This is a genomic window from Clostridium sp. AM43-3BH (genome assembly GCF_003479985.1).
Taxonomy (GTDB): Bacteria; Bacillota; Clostridia; order Lachnospirales; family Lachnospiraceae; genus Otoolea; species Otoolea fessa.
This window is the reverse complement of record NZ_QUIH01000003.1, coordinates 319029-334731: the sequence shown is the minus strand read 5'-3', so window position 1 is coordinate 334731 and position 15703 is coordinate 319029. Positions and strand designations below refer to the sequence as shown.

Genomic DNA, 15703 nt, shown 5'->3' with positions numbered 1-15703 from the left:
GTTACATATTTTTCCATCATCAGTGCAATAGTAATAACCCGTAATAGGCCGCTGCAATAGTTTATGCCGCATGATGCATTTGGAAAAGCCATTGAACGATCGTTTCTTGTCTCCATATGGAATAAATGAAATTAATACCTTTCCAGGATCAGTGCGATTAGAACGAATAATGAGTTTTCCCCACAAATTCACAACTCCGCTATTGTAGGTTATTCCTATTCTTGCCATACCTAAGATGACCTTGTATTTTGATTGAACATCATTCGACATTAATAATAAACTTTCCTTTGCATTTACTGCCCCGACAAATATAGGGCATCATATGTATCTTTGTTTCATAAAAAATTCGAATAGCCTTTTTATGACAAAATGGACAGATGATCCACACCTGTCCATCCGAAAGTATTTTTTTATCAGCTATTCTATTCCATCCCTCTTCTGGTGGATTCATGTTTTTTGAAAAATCACTCATAGCTTTCCAGCCCTTAAAGTAGACCGGCCGTTTCCTGTAAATTCGCATACATACAAGCCAGCGTATTGACAGTTACTCGTAGCTGATTGATTCTAACGCAGTCTTCTTGATATCTACTTTCCAAATACTTACCTCTGTCCTTAAGATCGGTCAACTGCTTTTGAGTCTCCAACAGATCCTTATTAGCTTTTTCTAGTTGTTCCTTTAAATCAGAGTTTAAAATCTCTAAGTCAAGATTCTGTGCTATCACTGTTCCCCTCCCATTGTTCGCAAGCATCGTCCCAAAAACGAAAGTCTGCACGATACTCTGAATCTCCATTACAGCATACGCCCTCATAGTGAGCATACCATTTACAAGTGCAACAATATTGTTTTTCTTGTTGTTTTTCCATAATCCAGCAAGTGGAGTCGAACCACACGAAAATTCTTCTCCACCGTCTGGAGTTTGCCGGAATCCACAACATTCGTATTCCGTTCCGAACTGTTGTGTTATATGTACGTTTCCCCGGTATATCGCACACGTTCCTCATTTTAGGCATTATCATAACCCAACTTTTATTTTGCCGGACAAGGAAATGGACCATCAGGGAATTGAACCCCGGACACACGGCTTATAAGGCCGCCGCTCTAACCGTCTGAGCTAATGGTCCTTAGCAGAAGGCAGATTGGGTAAAATCCTTCTGCTGTTGCAGTTCACAAACCACCAGCCGCAACAAAGGTGTTATCCACAGAGGGTATCAATGTGAATAATCGGGCACCCTGTTAGCCGGGAAGCACAGAATCCCGAAAGCCAATGATCGGACTCGAACCGACAACCTACTGATTACAAGTCAGTTGCTCTACCAGTTGAGCTACACGGGCAAAACGAATATCTACTATTCGTTTAATGACTCTCTGAATGGCTGATGCGTCCAGAATTTGATGTCATGATGAGCTGGAACATCATACACAATGCCGGTGGTCGGAACTTTGCACGAACGTGCCTTTCTGACAACCTTCTCAAAGCTACCAAATTTATCAATCTGAATGCGTTTTCCCTTTTTCAGTTCACGCCGCATGACTTCCAGAAACTTATCAACGATGATCTTGGTCTCATTTTCCTCAATGCCAGTTTCTTTAGCAACCATTCTAATCATTTCTAGTCTGTGCATACTCTTTCACTTCCTTTCCTTAATACTGTTAATACAGATAGTGGGACTTGAACCCACATGATGTAAATCGTCAGATTTTGAGTCTGATGCGTCTGCCATTCCGCCATATCTGCATATGTGGTTACAAAACTGGAGCAGTCAGACTCGAACTGACAATACCTTGATTAAAAGTCAAGCGCTCTAACCAACTGAGCTATGCTCCAACAACCGGCAACGCCGGTTAGCAAATTGTTTATAGTGCTATGCATGGCACTCCTTCCATAAGATTGAGGATAGTAATCGATACGATAAGGTATTTATTACTCATGCGGGGAAATGAAACACTTATGATGTAACCTTATGGAAAAACCATCCGAGCCTTGTGACGGCTCTTTAATCAGCTTTCCGCTAGATGGTGAAGGATCTACAATCATGGACCAAAAAATAATCAGTCCAAACTGGGCTAGTTGGATTCGAACCAACGAATGCAGGAGTCAAAGTCCTGTGCCTTACCGCTTGGCGATAACCCATTTTTAAACTGTCATATATCGGATGGATTTGACAAATTCCCTAGGAATCGTGACTATCTCATTCTGGGTTTCGATATAGAATAGTTGAGTGTCTTGTGCATATCGGTATGCGTCGCTCTTCTATTCCAGAATATCTTCGATGTCTTCGGATGTTCCGTCAATATATTCGACTCTTACCACGTCCAACTCCCCCAAATGCAAACCAATGACAGCACATATGTAACCAACATCGCCGAAAAACCGACAATTGAAAATTTGTTCTCCGGCATCTTAAGCCCACGCATAAAAAACACCAGGCAGGCAGAGAATACCGCAATCATGACTGTAGTAATTATCTTTATTGCTAAAACCATCTTTATCCCTCCGACATCTATAGCCTTAACGTGTCAATTTGTTCCCGTCAAGCACTTTTTCTATTTTTTCAAGGTTATAAGTTCCGAAAATAGGAGTTTTTCAATCCATTTGCAGAAATCATGCCATTCATCCAGCTTGTGAGCCCTTCTGGCAAAATAAATGTTCCGCAGAACCGCATAATTTAACATCATGGTTCGTTTCTGGTTGTAGCTGGACGGCAGAAGCTGGATCATCTGCCACCAGTATTTTTTATCCTTGGTTTCAAGATATTTTTCCCTTGCAACATTCATTGCAGAAATAATATCATCCATACAAACCATCCAATGATGCTCATCACAATTTAGAATATGTTCAACGCTAAAGTCTTCGCGTTCAAACCGTTTAGCATGGATTTTATGCATGGTACTGCAACTGTTAGCGACGGTTCCGACCTTGTATGTATCAAACTCCTTCCACCAATACAGCGGCGCAGTGACATCAACGGTTACTGGCAAGAATCGCATGAATTTCGAATGATCCGTTCCTGCCGCCACCAGCCGTTTCATCAGCCCTAAATCATTTTCTCCGATGTTCATGTGACCCGGCCAGAACGCACTGTCACTTTTATCCCAACTATTCATCGGGTTACGGGCTCCCATAATCGCTGCACGCCACTGCTCTGGTGATGCTGTTACTGTATTCTCAAGTAAAATCATACCTATTTCCCCTCTACTGTGATGCAATCGTATCTTTCTGAATTGATAGTGTTCTCCATTGCTTCAACTGGATTGTAACCAAGATTTTGAAGAATCTGTTTGAATACTGTCACAGACTGTCCGCTTGCAAGCTGCACGCCTTTACGTCTACTATCTGCATGAAATACATCGTGACGACTATTTACATTCCAGAAAATAATGTTTGGGATTACATAACCTTTTTCTCTAAATGCACGAGCCATATTGTCATAAAATGTCCAGCTATAGTCTTCTGTGCAAAAATCTATTTCCATATCAGAAATAACGACAATTGCTTTGGGCATCTCTTCCTGCGAAATTTTGTGTTTTTCTGCAATTTCAAGGACTCTTTCAAAGGCAATTTCAAGGTCTGTATTATTACCCCAATTTGCGCTGTTTACATTGCAAATTTTCTGTTCAAGTGTTTCTCCTCTCAGAATAACTGTTTCTGGAATGCCCGAAAACGTCATAAACAGATTGTGATATGCTCCAACATTTCTTTCCGCAAAGTAAATCGCAAGTCCTATTGAAGTAGCCAGCGGTCTGCCACACATGGATCCAGATACATCCGCCATTACAAGAACATTGGAACCCTCTTCTACATAATCCGGCAGTGCTTTCCACTGTGCTTCAAGGACTTTGCTGTTCTCTCTGCCGTATAAGAATTTCTCAACAATATCGTAAGGGAATAATGTGGACGCATTGATCTTCGCATCTCCCTTTTCTACCTTGCCGATAAATTCATTGAATCGTGCCTCGTCATGTTTCATAAAAGCCTTGCGGTAAATCATCATTGCACGGCTGGGAACTTCCGGGTATTTAATCTCATCCCATTTTCCGGCAGACATAAGGCTTTCTACAACACCGATCTGTTTTCTCATACTACGGACAATTCTCTTGAAATTGTAGACCGGATAACCAAGTTTCTGTGCGGTCATAACGCCAAGCCTGCGTGTCTCCTTACTGCTTGCATCCGCAGTCTTAATCCACTTTGCCAATAAGGATATTGCCTTGCCATCATTGAGGTTCTTCAAATCTTCCTCAAACTGTTTCTTCATGGCAGCCCACATATCATCCTCTAACGGAGTTTCGATCAGAGAATACATATCATCATATCTTCCGAACACTCCAATCAAATCAATGTTCGGTCTGAGTGCTTCTGGATGTTTCCCTGCCATGTAGCGGACGATTGTTCTGAAAGTCTTTCTTTCTCCCAGTCCTCCACGAATATCTCTTGCGTAGAACGCAATCTTTGTGGCAAAAAGAGCATCCTGATTGCATGCCTCTGCGAACAGTGTTTCAATTCTGCCCTCATCAGCTTCTCTCAGAGATCCGATTGTGCCGAACAAATCCAGTCTTGCGTCTCCTGTGGTATTCAAGGCCACAGCGCCGTTCTCAGTTCTGGTAAATGAACCGTTTTTTCTCATTGCATCTGCGAAGCTCATTGTTTCCTCTCTTTCCAGGACTCTCATTTGTGGAATCGAACCACTTCACATTGTTTTGCAGACATTGTTTTAACCATTGTGATTGCTGTAGGAGTCCCATAATAAAATTGTTTGCAAGTTCATTCAGGACGCTATTGGTTTTTATGATTAACAGTCATATCCCATAATTTGCTGTGAGCGTCCCATATAAAGTTTTATGCCTATCTGGCTAACTTTTTAAGTTCATACCGTCTGTGCTGTCTCTGGCAAGCTTTATGGTACTTTTCCATATCCCTATACTCATTCTTTCGGTTCATAGGCAACCTCATTTCTTTACATGACGCTGTTTCAAACGGGAAAATATTGTCAATGGAATTTTCTGTTTTGAAAGATTGCTGTAAGCGTCACTTAATTGCCCCGACAGAACTTGAACCCGTATACTCGATTGCTGTGCGGAACACAAGCGTTATCGCAGTCATGTTCCCTCCGGTTTACCATAACCGGCAATCGGGGCAGAGACGAGGGGCGGAATCGAACCGCCGACACATGCCTGGATTGGAATGAGATTGCTGTTGAGATCACTAACATGATCTGCGTATTCATATCATTGCTCTACCATCTGAGCTACCTCGCCATAAATCGCAGGAGAAAGATTCGAACTTTCAATGTACCGGCTCCCTAAGCAATATAATATGCTGTGCGTGCCACCCACATGACAACTTTTACGGTGCGTCTACCAATTCCGCCATCCTGCGTTATGGGTCCGAAGACCCTTTTTTGTTTTTGAAAAATTTTTAAGCTGACTTTTTTACACTAGGAACGATTTCTACGGAACATCCGAATTTCTTTTCAATATCCTCCATAGTGACTTTTAGTGGTTTCTTAATCGAACAGGTAAATTGTTCTTTTTCTCCGTTTCTCCCAATCGTTTTTGCAAATCCTGAAAATTCCCATTCACTTTCATTGATACGTAAAGAAACGTGCTGGAGAGAATGATTCTGAGCATACCGAATCATGTCTTTCAAGACGATACCAAAATCATTTTCCCGTAACAGCTCTCTAAAGGATTCCATTTTATCCAAGCAAACCTCCGTACACGGTCTAATTACATGATCTCCTGTAAATGAAAACAATTTCGATACCGTCATAGCTTTTTCTCCGATACACGGCTTATATCCTTGTGAAATCGCCATTTTTAACAGGCAGTCGGCTTCCTCGCTATCCTTAACCCAAATGATTTTCCCACTAAAATCAATCATTCTGTATCCCTCTTTCTTTGAAAATATTATACAACGTTGCCCTTGATACATTAATTTGTTTTGCAAAATCCACTGCTGTAAGTTTATTTGCTTTATATTGCGCTAACAGCTTATCAAAAAGTGCTTCGTCTATTTTCTTCTTTGCTCTACCCTTATATTTTCCTTGAAGCTTAGCCAGTGCAATCCCTTCTGCCTGGCGCTGCCTATTCATTTCTCTCTCTCGCTGCGCTACATAAGAAAATAGCTGCAACACAATGTCAGAAATCAATGTACCTGTTAAATCTTTACCTTTAGTGGTATCAAGCAACGGCATATCTTGAACGATAATATCTGCCTTAATCTCTTTCGTGATATGCTTCCACTGCTCAATGATTTCGTCATAGTTTCTGCCAAGACGATCAATTGAATGAATTACTACCACATCGCCCTCTTTGATTTCAGAAATCATTTTCTGATATTCCGGACGATCGAAATTCTTTCCAGATTTTTTATCCATGTAAATCTTCTCTACTCCATCATCTTTCATCGCTTCAATTTGACGGCCCTCGTTCTGATCAATTGTAGAAACCCGCACATACCCTATCTTCATTTATAACACCTCTCGTTTCTTTATGGTTCAATTATACACCATTTTGATTATATAGTCAATGAACATATAATCAATTTTTAGTATTTCAATTGACTGATGAAACGATTTTGATTATTATATATGTAGGAGGAGGTGATTGACATCGTTTCTCAAAAAATAAAACGAATTATGAAAATAAAACACATTTCCAATATCCAATTAGCTGAATATCTCGGTATATTGCCTCAATCATTGGCGAACAAATTTTCCAGAAACAGCGTGTCGGCAGATGAACTAATTAAAATTCTTAACTACCTTGACTGCCGTTTGGTAATCGAAACTGAACCTGATGTTTCGATAAGGCTAACTATGGATGATGTCGAGAAAGAGGAATAAACCCCTCTTTCTTTTTATTTGCTTATAAACGGTTCAATCAAACGATATTCTTGTTCCGGCAAAATATTCTTACATCCCCAGTCGAAGATATCCATTAAACATGAATCATAATCTCTCAGATGCTCGCATGAAACAACTTCACCGAATCGGTGCTCTTTTATGCACCAGTCATCGCTGCCGCGTATTCTGTTGTATAACACATCCTATGAATTGGATACCCTACTTCGAATAAGCATTTGCCCATCTTCACTCTCATAGAATCGTTTAATAGAACTGAAATCAAATCTTACCCCATATGGCACTGGCATATATGTCAAAAGCTCTCCTGTCTCCAATCTCATTTCGCAGGTCCTTGTGCCAAACATTTTTGATTTACACGTTATCTTGAATCGATACCTACCAGTTTCATTCATGCCAATTCGACCCCCTTTTTGTTTTTTGGAAATTTTGGGGGCTCACCCCGCCCAGACAGCCCCCTACGTTTAGACCCCTACCCCCATGCTGCGCCGCTGGTGTTTTCCCGGTGCTGATTCCAATCGTTGGAATCAAGGCAAAACAGACGCCTTTTTTATTGTTATTTTGCACAAAAAACGTATGCCTGTTGGTGTGTCTAAATAAAGCACGGTCTAAATATACACTCATTGCACAAAAAGCGCTTTAATTGGCTATTTATGGCATTTGTTGCGCTCCTGGGCATCCCTTACACCTGCATTTATCACAGTTCCGGCGCTTCCGGTTCTGGTAATTCCAGACTGTCGGCGTATTTCTGAGCGATTTCTTCCCGGCTCTCCTGCGCTGTGGTTCCGGTTGTTACCCTGATTTCCTGCGCTGCCTCCGCGTATCCGTGGCAGGCTTTCAGTGCAAAGATGCAGCCGATGCTGTTTTTCTCGGTCGCTCCATCAAACAATGCGGACTCACTTTCCATTTTCCACCTTTTAGCCGCTCGAGAATGTGCAGAACTTGTTCCTCCTCTAATTGTCCCATTTATCCATGTAGTGATGGTATCGTTAGCCACTCCCACCATGATCGCAAAGTTTAAAATCGTAGGCTTTTTTTGATAACGATAGCATAAACCCGTGTATACATCCCACAACTGATCCAACAGCTCTATATTATCCAAATCTAAATTTGTACCAGTAACCCAGATTGTTTTGCGTTCTGCCGGATTAGCTTTAAACAGATGCATATAAATATGCTTCATCATTCCAGCAAAAGCGGAAGGATTCCCGATCATCTCTTCATGAGATATTCCAAGCACATTTGTAATATAATCATCTGCATAGTATTCAATCTTATTCTTGTATATTTCAATATTATTCAAATTATTTTGAATATTGACACTATGATTATTTACTGTTTTAATATCATGTTTACCATTAGCCATATTATAAAATTCACATCCTTTTACATACTACAACAAATATTCCAATAATGCAAATAATTAAAGGAATATGAAATAATTGTATTTATTGTTTAATCAATTATGTTATTCGGAAATATAAAGAAAGTCTTAAAGTAAAACATCTGTAGAATTAAAAGAAATATATTTAACTCCAGGAACTTAATCCAATAATAAAAACGCTGATATTTTAAAATCTAAAATATTAAGCTGATCGGATTATACGGAATAATAACACAAAAAGTCAAGATATAAATTTTAAAAATATTTTTATGATTATCTGGGAATTTAAGATTTATAAATATATTCCAGTCTGTTTATTATTGGATCGCTAGATATAATTTATTGGCTTACGATTTAGTGTATTATATAGTTTTAGTTTATGGCGGTTATATATAATTTACTGGCGGCAAAGCCGATCGGGGATCGTGGTAGTATGTAGCGTATTATTGTTATATTTACTTTATCGGTTTAAAGCGTTATTTGTTGGCAGTATTTAATTTACTGTGATTACATTTAATTTATCGGCGGCACCGCCGATCTACTTGGTTGGTAGTTTTGAGGTTTAGATCTGGATCGTGGTTGTATGTAGGTTACTACCGGGATCGTCGCTACACGACCGCAAGGATCTTAACGTCCAGCGGTCGAACGCTTACCGGATCGACGGTATGAGGCGATCTGATCTCTGGCTATAGGTGATCTAAAAAATCTGGTTTAGCCTCTGGCGTGAGATCCGATCGCTACCGACAGCGAAAACATAGGGCTTTAGCGAATCATTACCGCAAAAAAAATAAAAAAACGCCATCTTTCGGGCTCTGCACGAAAGCCGAGGGGGAGTCCAGAGGGGGGCGAGGGACGCCCTCCTTTGTACTTGGCTAGCGACACAGTATATTATTATATATAAATTATATACAGAGATTAAAATTCTTTTTTAGTAAAAGGGTGATTAAAAGATATAATAGATAATAGAGTTATTAAGGGGGTACGGGGGAGAAGAAGAGGAAGAAGGAAGAAAAGGAAAACTAAGGGGAAAACCCTTTTTTCTTCGACCTGCCACCGTTCGGGAAAGTTATTTTTTGCTTTTTGCGCTGTTACTGCCCTATCTGCTCTTGTTGGAATCCCGATCGTTATCTTCGAGGGTCTGATGCTCTCCCGGGTGTACATCCAGTCCAAAACTCGATCGCTATCCCCTGCTTTTCTCTTGTTGGAATCATCCGCAGGGTTGCGGCGGCTTTTGGCTTGCCTAGATTTATATAGCTATCAAATAAAATTTTACGTGATTTTGCATTTTAATCTATCAAGTGGGTATTTTATCGACTTACTGATTTTTAAAGGCAAATTAAGATTTTAAAATAACGTCACTCAATAAACCAGATTGATCGCTTGCCTTGGAATCTCTGGCAGCAGTCTAGGCAAATCGCAACCTCTAGGGCAGAATCTAAAATTCCAGAAAACAGATCGCCCTTGCCTTGCTTGGAATCATGTATACACTAAATGATTTTTACATCAATTTGCTGTTTTAAAACACTTTATGAATATTTTACCGACTAGGCAACAAAAAACCAAAATTAGAATTTTAAACTAATATAATCAAATAAAGCCGATCCGCCTATCTGCATCGGCTTGGAATCAGATCGCCATTCCGGCAGAACCTACCAGGCTTTTATTGGAATCATCAAACATAAAATTTTAAGAAAAGTTTTATTTAAATTTAATAATTAAAATTAGAGTATCGTTAAATATTTCACACAAAAATATACTTGCGGCGCCCGGATGTATCCGATACCAGAACAAAAAAATCGGACCGTCTGCAATAGCGATCCAATTTTTTTCGAATTGTTTAGACAATATATTCAATATAGTATTTGATTCTGTTGCTATATGATTTCGACTCCTAATTTTTCAGCTGCTGTTAATGCGACCTGCTCGAATGTATCGCCATCCGCATTTTTCCATTCCTCGGCCATTCCGGCAGCTTCGCACAGCTCCGCTAGCTGGTCCATATCCCATGTATCGGATTTTTTAATTTGTCTTGCTAATTCCTCGATTTCTGCTCTCATTGTTGCGGTCATTTTAATCTCCTCCTGTGTATTGGTGGGGCGGTTGCCCGCCCCGGTGGTTTCTGAGCTATTCAATCAGCTCTTTTTTAATTGTCTTCGATGCCGCTCTGAGTGTCATCGATAAGGCGGTCAACCATCTTTTCAGCCTTATCATATTCTTTGTGTTTGAGTGCTTCCCGCAGGTCTTTCAAGTCCTGCAAAAGTCTTCTTAAATAACTTTTAAATACGCTCATATCTTCGTTCATGTTTCTCCTTTCTCCGGCTCTGCGGTTATTGTCTCGGTTTCCCTCTGACAAGTATTATTATAACTTATTTCAGTTATATTGTCAATATCATCCATTGAGTTTTTCTTTTATTTCTTTCTCTTCTTCTGGGTCTTTTTCGTAATATAAAAGATGTTCCGGCTGCATATTCAAAATAGCACATATGCTATTTAACGATTTCATGCTTATATTAGCATTGTTTTCTTTTATTTTGCGCCATGTGTCCTGTGACAAAATGCCGCTTTTTTGTGCCTTGTATGCTGTCATTCCGGCAGTTTTAAGCGCCCCCGCCACGTCAAATTTAAAACGTATCATTTGCGTTACCTCCTTATATATAAAGGATACAGCAGCCCCCGCAAAATGTCAAACAAAAAATAACTAAAAAAAGTTGTGTTTTCTCTTGACTATAACTTATTTTAGTTATATAATAATGATAGTTAAAAGAAAAACATTCACACAGCCCCAAGGGCGGAAAGGTTAGAAATTATGAAAAAAATGATTATTGGATTTTTACTAGGTGTAGCAATGACGGCGGCGGTTCTGGGCGCGTATGCTCATTATAACATGGTCGACATGAATCGCGTCGTGGACATCCAGACAAGCGACGAGGGCGCGATGATCGTTATTGATTCCGGCGACGGTTATTATTGGGAGAGATAAAAAAAACGGGGATTTTTCCCCGGGATGCCCGAAAATTCGAAAATACCACTTGAAAACAGAGAAGCCAACAGCTATAATATACTTAACAGGAAAGCCGGAAAGAAAAGCATTTTTTCCGCCCCGGCGAATAAGAAACTATTAAAAAATAGCTGTCACGTGACTCGCCAAAGTACAGGACGGCTATTTTTTATGTCTATTTGAGTATATCAAGAATTAATCCGGCAATAGCAATAGCAAGCATTATTTTCTCGTATGTGCTCATTTGCACCACCTCCGTATATGCTCGGAGCGGTGCCGCTCGTCCCCCGGCTTCCCGGTTAAGTACACTATATTCTATTTTCTGGAAGTATTTTCGAATTTTCCCAATATTAACAGCATAGCATTCATATAAATAAAACGCAAGCAAAAAGCCGGGAGGGTTTAGAACTCCTTCCCGGTTTCGCGATCTGTGAATGTGATTTTTAGATCGCAGTTTAAAATGTCCGCGATCTCATTTAATTCCTGCTCTCGGAAATTATCGCGTTTTAACATCTGATAAAAATTAGACGTTGTTTTGTTCATTTTTTTTGCTACTTCCGAAACGGGAAGATCCCGGAATCCGCAAATCATTTTTATTATTGGAGCCTGCATATATATCACCTTCTTTTTTATCTATTATGACAGCCCCAAGAACAAAAGTCAAACAAAATATTATTTTAAAATAACAAAATAGTTCTTGACAAGGTCAAAATATAACTATATAATATAACTATAAAATAACAAATTGAAATTTTGAAATAACAAGAGCAGAGCAAGAACATGAAAAAAAAGAACAGTATGAGAGCCACAAAAAGACATTTTTAGAAATCCGTGATTTCTTTTTGAAAAACCATGAAGATTTCGCCCTTGCAAAAGCATTTCATAAGCCTATGAAATTTTACGGAGAGCACACCAAAAAAGAATGTATTGAGATTTTAAGAACAGAAGCAAACGCATAGAAAGAGGGGAAAACATTATGAAGTTATGGGAAATGATCGACGAAGCAAAAAAGCTTCTTGACAAAAACGACATAGCGGAAAGGCTCTATGATGCGGATCCAGAAAATGCAGAAGCTGAAAAGGCTTTTGATGAGTCCTACAAGGCATTTTGGAATGCTTACATGGAAGCCGTGAACTATATTGTGGAGATTACCGCCGGAAAGGTTGATTTTCACAGCGCTAAAAAGCTTGTAACGCTTAAGCTTGACGAAATGCAACAAAAGGGAATGACATCCTGTCATATTGCGTGAATGGTTCAGGGCGGTTCGATTCCGCCACGCGCATTTTTAAAAAATTTAAGGAGGAACAAAACCATGAAAAAAAGATATAGAGACGAAAGCGGGCAATTAGTTGAGAGCCTGGAGAATATCAAAAAAGAGACGGCAGCGGATGCAGCGGAATACTACCAGATCGGAGCGATTTACAAATATGCTTACGATGACCGGGAATATGTTTACTTGGAAAATGATGATTGCCTGGCATACTTCCAGAGCTTTGACGGATACAACTTATTTATTCCGGTTGATTCTCTCGTCACATTCCTTCCGGGGGTAGCCGATGATGATCGAGCCTTGGCGCTTGTAGTTGATTAAGGGGGTTAGATGTATGAGTGATTTAATTTATGTGTTGGCGGTATTCGCTGGCGGTTATGGTTTCCGGCTTCTGGTGGACTTCTTCCGGACCGGTGATCTTTAAAATTTAGGCAAGTTGGACTTTTGCCGGGGATCGTTTCCCCGGTTGCCTTTTCCAAAAAATCAGAAAATGGAGGTATAAAACCATGAAAAAAATAAAACAGTTCTTGGAGGATTCCGGGATCGAATTCCGGGCAGCTGAATGGGGCGGATCGTATTTTGAGGACGATCGGAAGAATTGCCGGGTGTCTGGTCTCCTGGTGTCGTTTGATGGATGGCTTGATCCGGATGCATCCAGTAAAAAAGCGGCGTTTTTGCAGCATATGAGCCGGTGCCGCGCTTATGATGTCAAACCGATCCGCAGCTATGGGATCTATTCGTTCCGGGTGCTGTCGGTATTTGATGCAGCTAGGCTGGATAAATACGATCGGGAGGTTTCCGCTGCTGTAGATGCGTTTTGGATGGTTGAACACGCTAAACGGATGCAGGCGGCGCGGATGGCATGATTTAGATCCGGCGGCTGGTGCTGTCTTTGGGCGGTTCGATTCCGCCCGGATTTTTCAAAATATCCTAGCGCCCAGGGTCAAGGGCAGAAAGGCAATCTATGCAGTTTACAGCATCGCGCGCAACCTTTGAGGGTGTATCTGGTTACATGGTGCAGCAGGTGCGCCCGGATGGTTCGATCGCTTCATCTCAGTTTATGGATGATTCCAGCTTTTCAGCATTCTTTACAGCTTTAGGCATCCAGCCGCTTATTCTGGATAACTAACGGGGGATCTATTCGATCCCTCTTTTTCTGATCGCTCTGACGGCTCTAGGCTGATTCTGGGCGGTTTTGTGATATCTTGGCAACGGGTCCGCTTCCGCTGCTTATTGGCAGCGTTTCCACTGTTCTGGGGTGTTCCTGGTGCTCTGTGGTCTGCTTTCGTCCCCGTGATTTGGGCGATCCGCAGATTACCGGGGTTGACTTCGTGCGATCCGTGGATTATACTGCTGATATACTGGCGGCAGTTGTATGGATAGATTCCGCGCCCTGCTGCGGGTTTTATTGTGCTATGTTTAACGCGTTTAAAAGCCAATTAAAGCCGTTTTTTGCTTCTGGTGTACACTTATAAGCATAATACCATTTAAAATAATTCTGGGCGTTCTGGTGCTTTGTATGCATATGTTTATATAGTATTTCATCGCCGTTTTGGTTGCTGCCACGAATCCGGTTTATATGTTGTATAATGTGGCTTGTTCCTGCCGCTGTGGGCGGTTGTGCTGTAATCTTCCGCCATTTTGCGGATGCTACGCCGATCATCTATTCCGGTGCAGGTTTTCACAGGCTATAAGCCTTTGAGCCATTCCGGTTCTTCTGGCATCGCTTCCAGTATTTCCGGCGGTGCTCTGAATGCGGTCGCCGATCGTCTCATCCATCAACGACTCAACGGAAATCTAGCATGCTTCCAGAATGAATTGGGTCGATTTCTGGAGTCGGTGTCAAAAATCGAAAAAAATCGCACTTCAAAACGAAATTTCTAGACATATTTAGGGGGTAGGGGGGTATCAAAAGTAGCCCGATCATGGTGGCGGAAAAAATTTTTTTTGAAATTTTTCTGGGAAAATCAAAAAAAGAGCAACCAAATTAATGATTGCTCTCCCCACTTGACTGGCGTACTTATAAATACGCTTAATACATAGTATCAGCTACCAAGCGTATACAGTCTATCTCTAGCTGCGATTTTATTATATGGAATAACTATGGGAATGTCAATGATGTGTTAATTCTAAGTATGCTTAAGGTACGAACGACAAACACATTTACTATTATCTCCATGGTCGTCATCATACCACAACACATTGAAAACACTGCCTGTCATGTATCCGTACAATCTATGATTACCCGTTATCCGCAAAGAAATCAGTGCTTCAGCCTCTATATACTTTTCAGCCAATCTATCTTGTGCAATCTTGTTTAAATCATCCAAATCCAAAGAATGATTTTGTTTTTTGTCCTTAACAAGTATTTCACTCCAAGTTTGTGTTTCAAATGCTTTCAGCCTTGGTAATATTTCTGTCCAGATCAATTCACCCATGTGTCCTTGCGAAAAAGCCCACATTTCAGTATCTGAATTCGCAAATGACCATGCCGGCGTCTGCGAATAATATTGTGCAGGATCTCCACCTTGAGCAATGCTTTTACCTTTCGGAATTTCTTTTTGCTTTACTTGCTTATTTTTCTTAGAGCCCGCCATAATACAACGCCATGCTTTCTTTAGTAATCACATGATTACAGCCTGCTCCAGATGGTACGCCTTTTCTTGCGTTAATCCAAGGATCCTCCATGTGGGTAAGCTGACTTAACCACTGTGCATCATGACTACCATAATGTTCAAGTACCTTATCAATTGTATCTTTCTGGTCCTCGGACAAGTCGCCTATGCCTCCGGTTTCATCGCTCGCACTTGCAGAATAGTTTCCCTGTGTTTTATAAAACAACTCAGGACAAACCGGACCATTGGCCCATGCCTGAAAATCCTCATTAAATAAAGGAGCATCATCCCAAACAAGTGCCCATGCCTGAGAATAATAACATAGCTTCTGAAGCTTCATTGTTGACATAGAACCAGACTTCTCTAAGATGTATTTAGCTGTATCAAATACATTTGCCATGATTTCTCCTCCTCTCTTTTATTTATATTATAACATGGTTGTCAACTCGCCCGCAATCAAAAAGCCACTGAACTAATGTGCAGAAATTACCACTGTCGAAAATTCGACACTGGCATCTATTCTGATGCGAAACTTAGCGAAACTTAAAAGGGAGCCCTGGCACTGATGCCAA

At 40.6% G+C, this 15703-nt stretch carries 20 protein-coding genes and 7 tRNA genes; 5 read left to right on the top strand and 22 right to left on the bottom strand.

Translation table 11 applies throughout. The features are described from left to right. Positions 1-259: 259 nt before the first annotated feature. The 19 genes from DW931_RS16465 to DW931_RS07190 all read right to left on the bottom strand — a co-directional run bounded on the left by DW931_RS16465 (position 260) and on the right by DW931_RS07190 (position 10883). Entirely contained in the window at positions 260-451 is a 192-nt protein-coding gene (locus DW931_RS16465) for a cysteine-rich KTR domain-containing protein (RefSeq protein WP_347559248.1), read from the bottom strand. A 34-nt stretch (positions 452-485) separates the two neighbouring features. Then, entirely contained in the window at positions 486-722 is a 237-nt protein-coding gene (locus tag DW931_RS07265) for a hypothetical protein (RefSeq protein ID WP_147353620.1), read from the bottom strand. 326 nt (positions 723-1048) lie between these two features. Beyond that, a tRNA-Ile gene (locus DW931_RS07260) sits at positions 1049-1122 on the bottom strand. Between the two features lie 138 nt (positions 1123-1260). Then, positions 1261-1333, bottom strand: a tRNA-Thr gene (locus DW931_RS07255). 14 nt (positions 1334-1347) lie between these two features. After that, entirely contained in the window at positions 1348-1623 is a 276-nt protein-coding gene (locus DW931_RS07250; RefSeq protein WP_118482422.1) for an HU family DNA-binding protein, read from the bottom strand. Positions 1624-1655: 32 nt separating this feature from the next. Further along, positions 1656-1736, bottom strand: a tRNA-Leu gene (locus tag DW931_RS07245). A gap of 16 nt (positions 1737-1752) precedes the next feature. Beyond that, positions 1753-1826, bottom strand: a tRNA-Lys gene (locus DW931_RS07240). Positions 1827-2060: 234 nt separating this feature from the next. Continuing rightward, a tRNA-Gln gene (locus tag DW931_RS07235) sits at positions 2061-2132 on the bottom strand. A 173-nt stretch (positions 2133-2305) separates the two neighbouring features. Then, on the bottom strand, positions 2306-2485 hold the full coding sequence (locus DW931_RS07230; protein ID WP_118482421.1) for a hypothetical protein: 180 nt from the start codon (positions 2483-2485) through the stop codon (positions 2306-2308). Between the two features lie 60 nt (positions 2486-2545). Further along, positions 2546-3181 carry a hypothetical protein gene (locus tag DW931_RS07225; protein WP_118626938.1) on the bottom strand — a complete coding sequence of 212 codons (636 nt, stop codon included), beginning with the start codon at positions 3179-3181 and terminating at the stop codon, positions 2546-2548. A gap of 2 nt (positions 3182-3183) precedes the next feature. Beyond that, positions 3184-4671, bottom strand: coding sequence for a DUF2828 family protein (locus DW931_RS07220; RefSeq protein ID WP_243015354.1), 1488 nt, complete (start codon positions 4669-4671; stop codon positions 3184-3186). A 468-nt stretch (positions 4672-5139) separates the two neighbouring features. Then, positions 5140-5257, bottom strand: a tRNA-OTHER gene (locus DW931_RS15905). Positions 5258-5262: 5 nt separating this feature from the next. Further along, positions 5263-5378: transfer RNA gene (locus DW931_RS15900), tRNA-Pro, on the bottom strand. Between the two features lie 39 nt (positions 5379-5417). Beyond that, positions 5418-5882, bottom strand: coding sequence for a hypothetical protein (locus tag DW931_RS07215; RefSeq protein WP_118482419.1), 465 nt, complete (start codon positions 5880-5882; stop codon positions 5418-5420). Further along, on the bottom strand, positions 5875-6471 hold the full coding sequence (locus tag DW931_RS07210; protein ID WP_118482418.1) for a recombinase family protein: 597 nt from the start codon (positions 6469-6471) through the stop codon (positions 5875-5877). Before DW931_RS07210 ends, DW931_RS07215 begins: the two co-directional genes overlap by 8 nt. A 1090-nt stretch (positions 6472-7561) precedes the next feature. After that, positions 7562-8230, bottom strand: coding sequence for a hypothetical protein (locus tag DW931_RS07200; protein ID WP_118626937.1), 669 nt, complete (start codon positions 8228-8230; stop codon positions 7562-7564). Between the two features lie 1892 nt (positions 8231-10122). Beyond that, positions 10123-10317: a hypothetical protein gene (locus DW931_RS07195; RefSeq protein ID WP_118482077.1), complete on the bottom strand. Its 195-nt coding sequence runs from the start codon at positions 10315-10317 to the stop codon at positions 10123-10125. Positions 10318-10391: 74 nt separating this feature from the next. Continuing rightward, positions 10392-10538: a hypothetical protein gene (locus DW931_RS15895; RefSeq protein ID WP_207664445.1), complete on the bottom strand. Its 147-nt coding sequence runs from the start codon at positions 10536-10538 to the stop codon at positions 10392-10394. A gap of 99 nt (positions 10539-10637) precedes the next feature. After that, positions 10638-10883 carry a helix-turn-helix transcriptional regulator gene (locus tag DW931_RS07190; RefSeq protein ID WP_118482076.1) on the bottom strand — a complete coding sequence of 82 codons (246 nt, stop codon included), beginning with the start codon at positions 10881-10883 and terminating at the stop codon, positions 10638-10640. A gap of 171 nt (positions 10884-11054) precedes the next feature. Between DW931_RS07190 and DW931_RS15890 the strand changes: the two genes are divergently transcribed. From DW931_RS15890 to DW931_RS15885, 5 genes are all read left to right on the top strand, one after another. Further along, positions 11055-11228: a hypothetical protein gene (locus DW931_RS15890; protein ID WP_182429140.1), complete on the top strand. Its 174-nt coding sequence runs from the start codon at positions 11055-11057 to the stop codon at positions 11226-11228. 994 nt (positions 11229-12222) lie between these two features. Next, the gene (locus DW931_RS07175; protein WP_118482073.1) at positions 12223-12495 is read left to right on the top strand and encodes a hypothetical protein; all 273 of its coding nucleotides are present in this window, start codon (positions 12223-12225) and stop codon (positions 12493-12495) included. Positions 12496-12558: 63 nt separating this feature from the next. Further along, the gene (locus DW931_RS07170; RefSeq protein WP_118482072.1) at positions 12559-12837 is read left to right on the top strand and encodes a hypothetical protein; all 279 of its coding nucleotides are present in this window, start codon (positions 12559-12561) and stop codon (positions 12835-12837) included. 185 nt (positions 12838-13022) lie between these two features. After that, the gene (locus tag DW931_RS07165) at positions 13023-13382 is read left to right on the top strand and encodes a hypothetical protein (RefSeq protein ID WP_118482071.1); all 360 of its coding nucleotides are present in this window, start codon (positions 13023-13025) and stop codon (positions 13380-13382) included. 98 nt (positions 13383-13480) lie between these two features. Continuing rightward, positions 13481-13645, top strand: a complete 165-nt coding sequence (locus DW931_RS15885; RefSeq protein ID WP_182429139.1) for a hypothetical protein — start codon at positions 13481-13483, stop codon at positions 13643-13645. Between the two features lie 276 nt (positions 13646-13921). Here the strand turns inward: DW931_RS15885 and DW931_RS16075 are convergent, their stop codons facing one another. From DW931_RS16075 to DW931_RS07155, 3 genes are all read right to left on the bottom strand, one after another. Further along, on the bottom strand, positions 13922-14179 hold the full coding sequence (locus tag DW931_RS16075; RefSeq protein ID WP_147353618.1) for a hypothetical protein: 258 nt from the start codon (positions 14177-14179) through the stop codon (positions 13922-13924). A 466-nt stretch (positions 14180-14645) separates the two neighbouring features. Beyond that, positions 14646-15113 (bottom strand): hypothetical protein, encoded by a 468-nt coding sequence (locus DW931_RS07160; RefSeq protein ID WP_118482070.1) that lies wholly within the window; start codon positions 15111-15113, stop codon positions 14646-14648. Further along, a complete protein-coding gene (locus DW931_RS07155) occupies positions 15100-15531 on the bottom strand; it encodes a type II toxin-antitoxin system antitoxin SocA domain-containing protein (RefSeq protein WP_118482069.1) in 432 nt (143 codons plus the stop codon). Before DW931_RS07155 ends, DW931_RS07160 begins: the two co-directional genes overlap by 14 nt. Positions 15532-15703: the final 172 nt, after the last annotated feature.

Bases quoted from the DNA above. Each gene is read 5' to 3' on its own strand.
- DW931_RS07230 (WP_118482421.1), bottom strand. From the start codon at position 2,485: ATGGTTTTAGCAATAAAGATAATTACTACAGTCATGATTGCGGTATTC.
- DW931_RS07250 (WP_118482422.1), bottom strand. From the start codon at position 1,623: ATGCACAGACTAGAAATGATTAGAATGGTTGCTAAAGAAACTGGCATT.
- DW931_RS07170 (WP_118482072.1), top strand. From the start codon at position 12,559: ATGAAAAAAAGATATAGAGACGAAAGCGGGCAATTAGTTGAGAGCCTG.
- DW931_RS07155 (WP_118482069.1), bottom strand. From the start codon at position 15,531: ATGGCAAATGTATTTGATACAGCTAAATACATCTTAGAGAAGTCTGGT.
- DW931_RS07220 (WP_243015354.1), bottom strand. From the start codon at position 4,671: ATGAGAGTCCTGGAAAGAGAGGAAACAATGAGCTTCGCAGATGCAATG.
- DW931_RS07165 (WP_118482071.1), top strand. From the start codon at position 13,023: ATGAAAAAAATAAAACAGTTCTTGGAGGATTCCGGGATCGAATTCCGG.
- DW931_RS07190 (WP_118482076.1), bottom strand. From the start codon at position 10,883: ATGATACGTTTTAAATTTGACGTGGCGGGGGCGCTTAAAACTGCCGGA.
- DW931_RS15885 (WP_182429139.1), top strand. From the start codon at position 13,481: ATGCAGTTTACAGCATCGCGCGCAACCTTTGAGGGTGTATCTGGTTAC.
- DW931_RS07195 (WP_118482077.1), bottom strand. From the start codon at position 10,317: ATGACCGCAACAATGAGAGCAGAAATCGAGGAATTAGCAAGACAAATT.
- DW931_RS07175 (WP_118482073.1), top strand. From the start codon at position 12,223: ATGAAGTTATGGGAAATGATCGACGAAGCAAAAAAGCTTCTTGACAAA.
- DW931_RS07215 (WP_118482419.1), bottom strand. From the start codon at position 5,882: ATGATTGATTTTAGTGGGAAAATCATTTGGGTTAAGGATAGCGAGGAA.
- DW931_RS07225 (WP_118626938.1), bottom strand. From the start codon at position 3,181: ATGATTTTACTTGAGAATACAGTAACAGCATCACCAGAGCAGTGGCGT.
- DW931_RS07160 (WP_118482070.1), bottom strand. From the start codon at position 15,113: ATGGCGGGCTCTAAGAAAAATAAGCAAGTAAAGCAAAAAGAAATTCCG.
- DW931_RS15895 (WP_207664445.1), bottom strand. From the start codon at position 10,538: ATGAGCGTATTTAAAAGTTATTTAAGAAGACTTTTGCAGGACTTGAAA.
- DW931_RS16075 (WP_147353618.1), bottom strand. From the start codon at position 14,179: ATGATCGGCGTAGCATCCGCAAAATGGCGGAAGATTACAGCACAACCG.
- DW931_RS07210 (WP_118482418.1), bottom strand. From the start codon at position 6,471: ATGAAGATAGGGTATGTGCGGGTTTCTACAATTGATCAGAACGAGGGC.
- DW931_RS16465 (WP_347559248.1), bottom strand. From the start codon at position 451: ATGAATCCACCAGAAGAGGGATGGAATAGAATAGCTGATAAAAAAATA.
- DW931_RS15890 (WP_182429140.1), top strand. From the start codon at position 11,055: ATGAAAAAAATGATTATTGGATTTTTACTAGGTGTAGCAATGACGGCG.
- DW931_RS07200 (WP_118626937.1), bottom strand. From the start codon at position 8,230: ATGGCTAATGGTAAACATGATATTAAAACAGTAAATAATCATAGTGTC.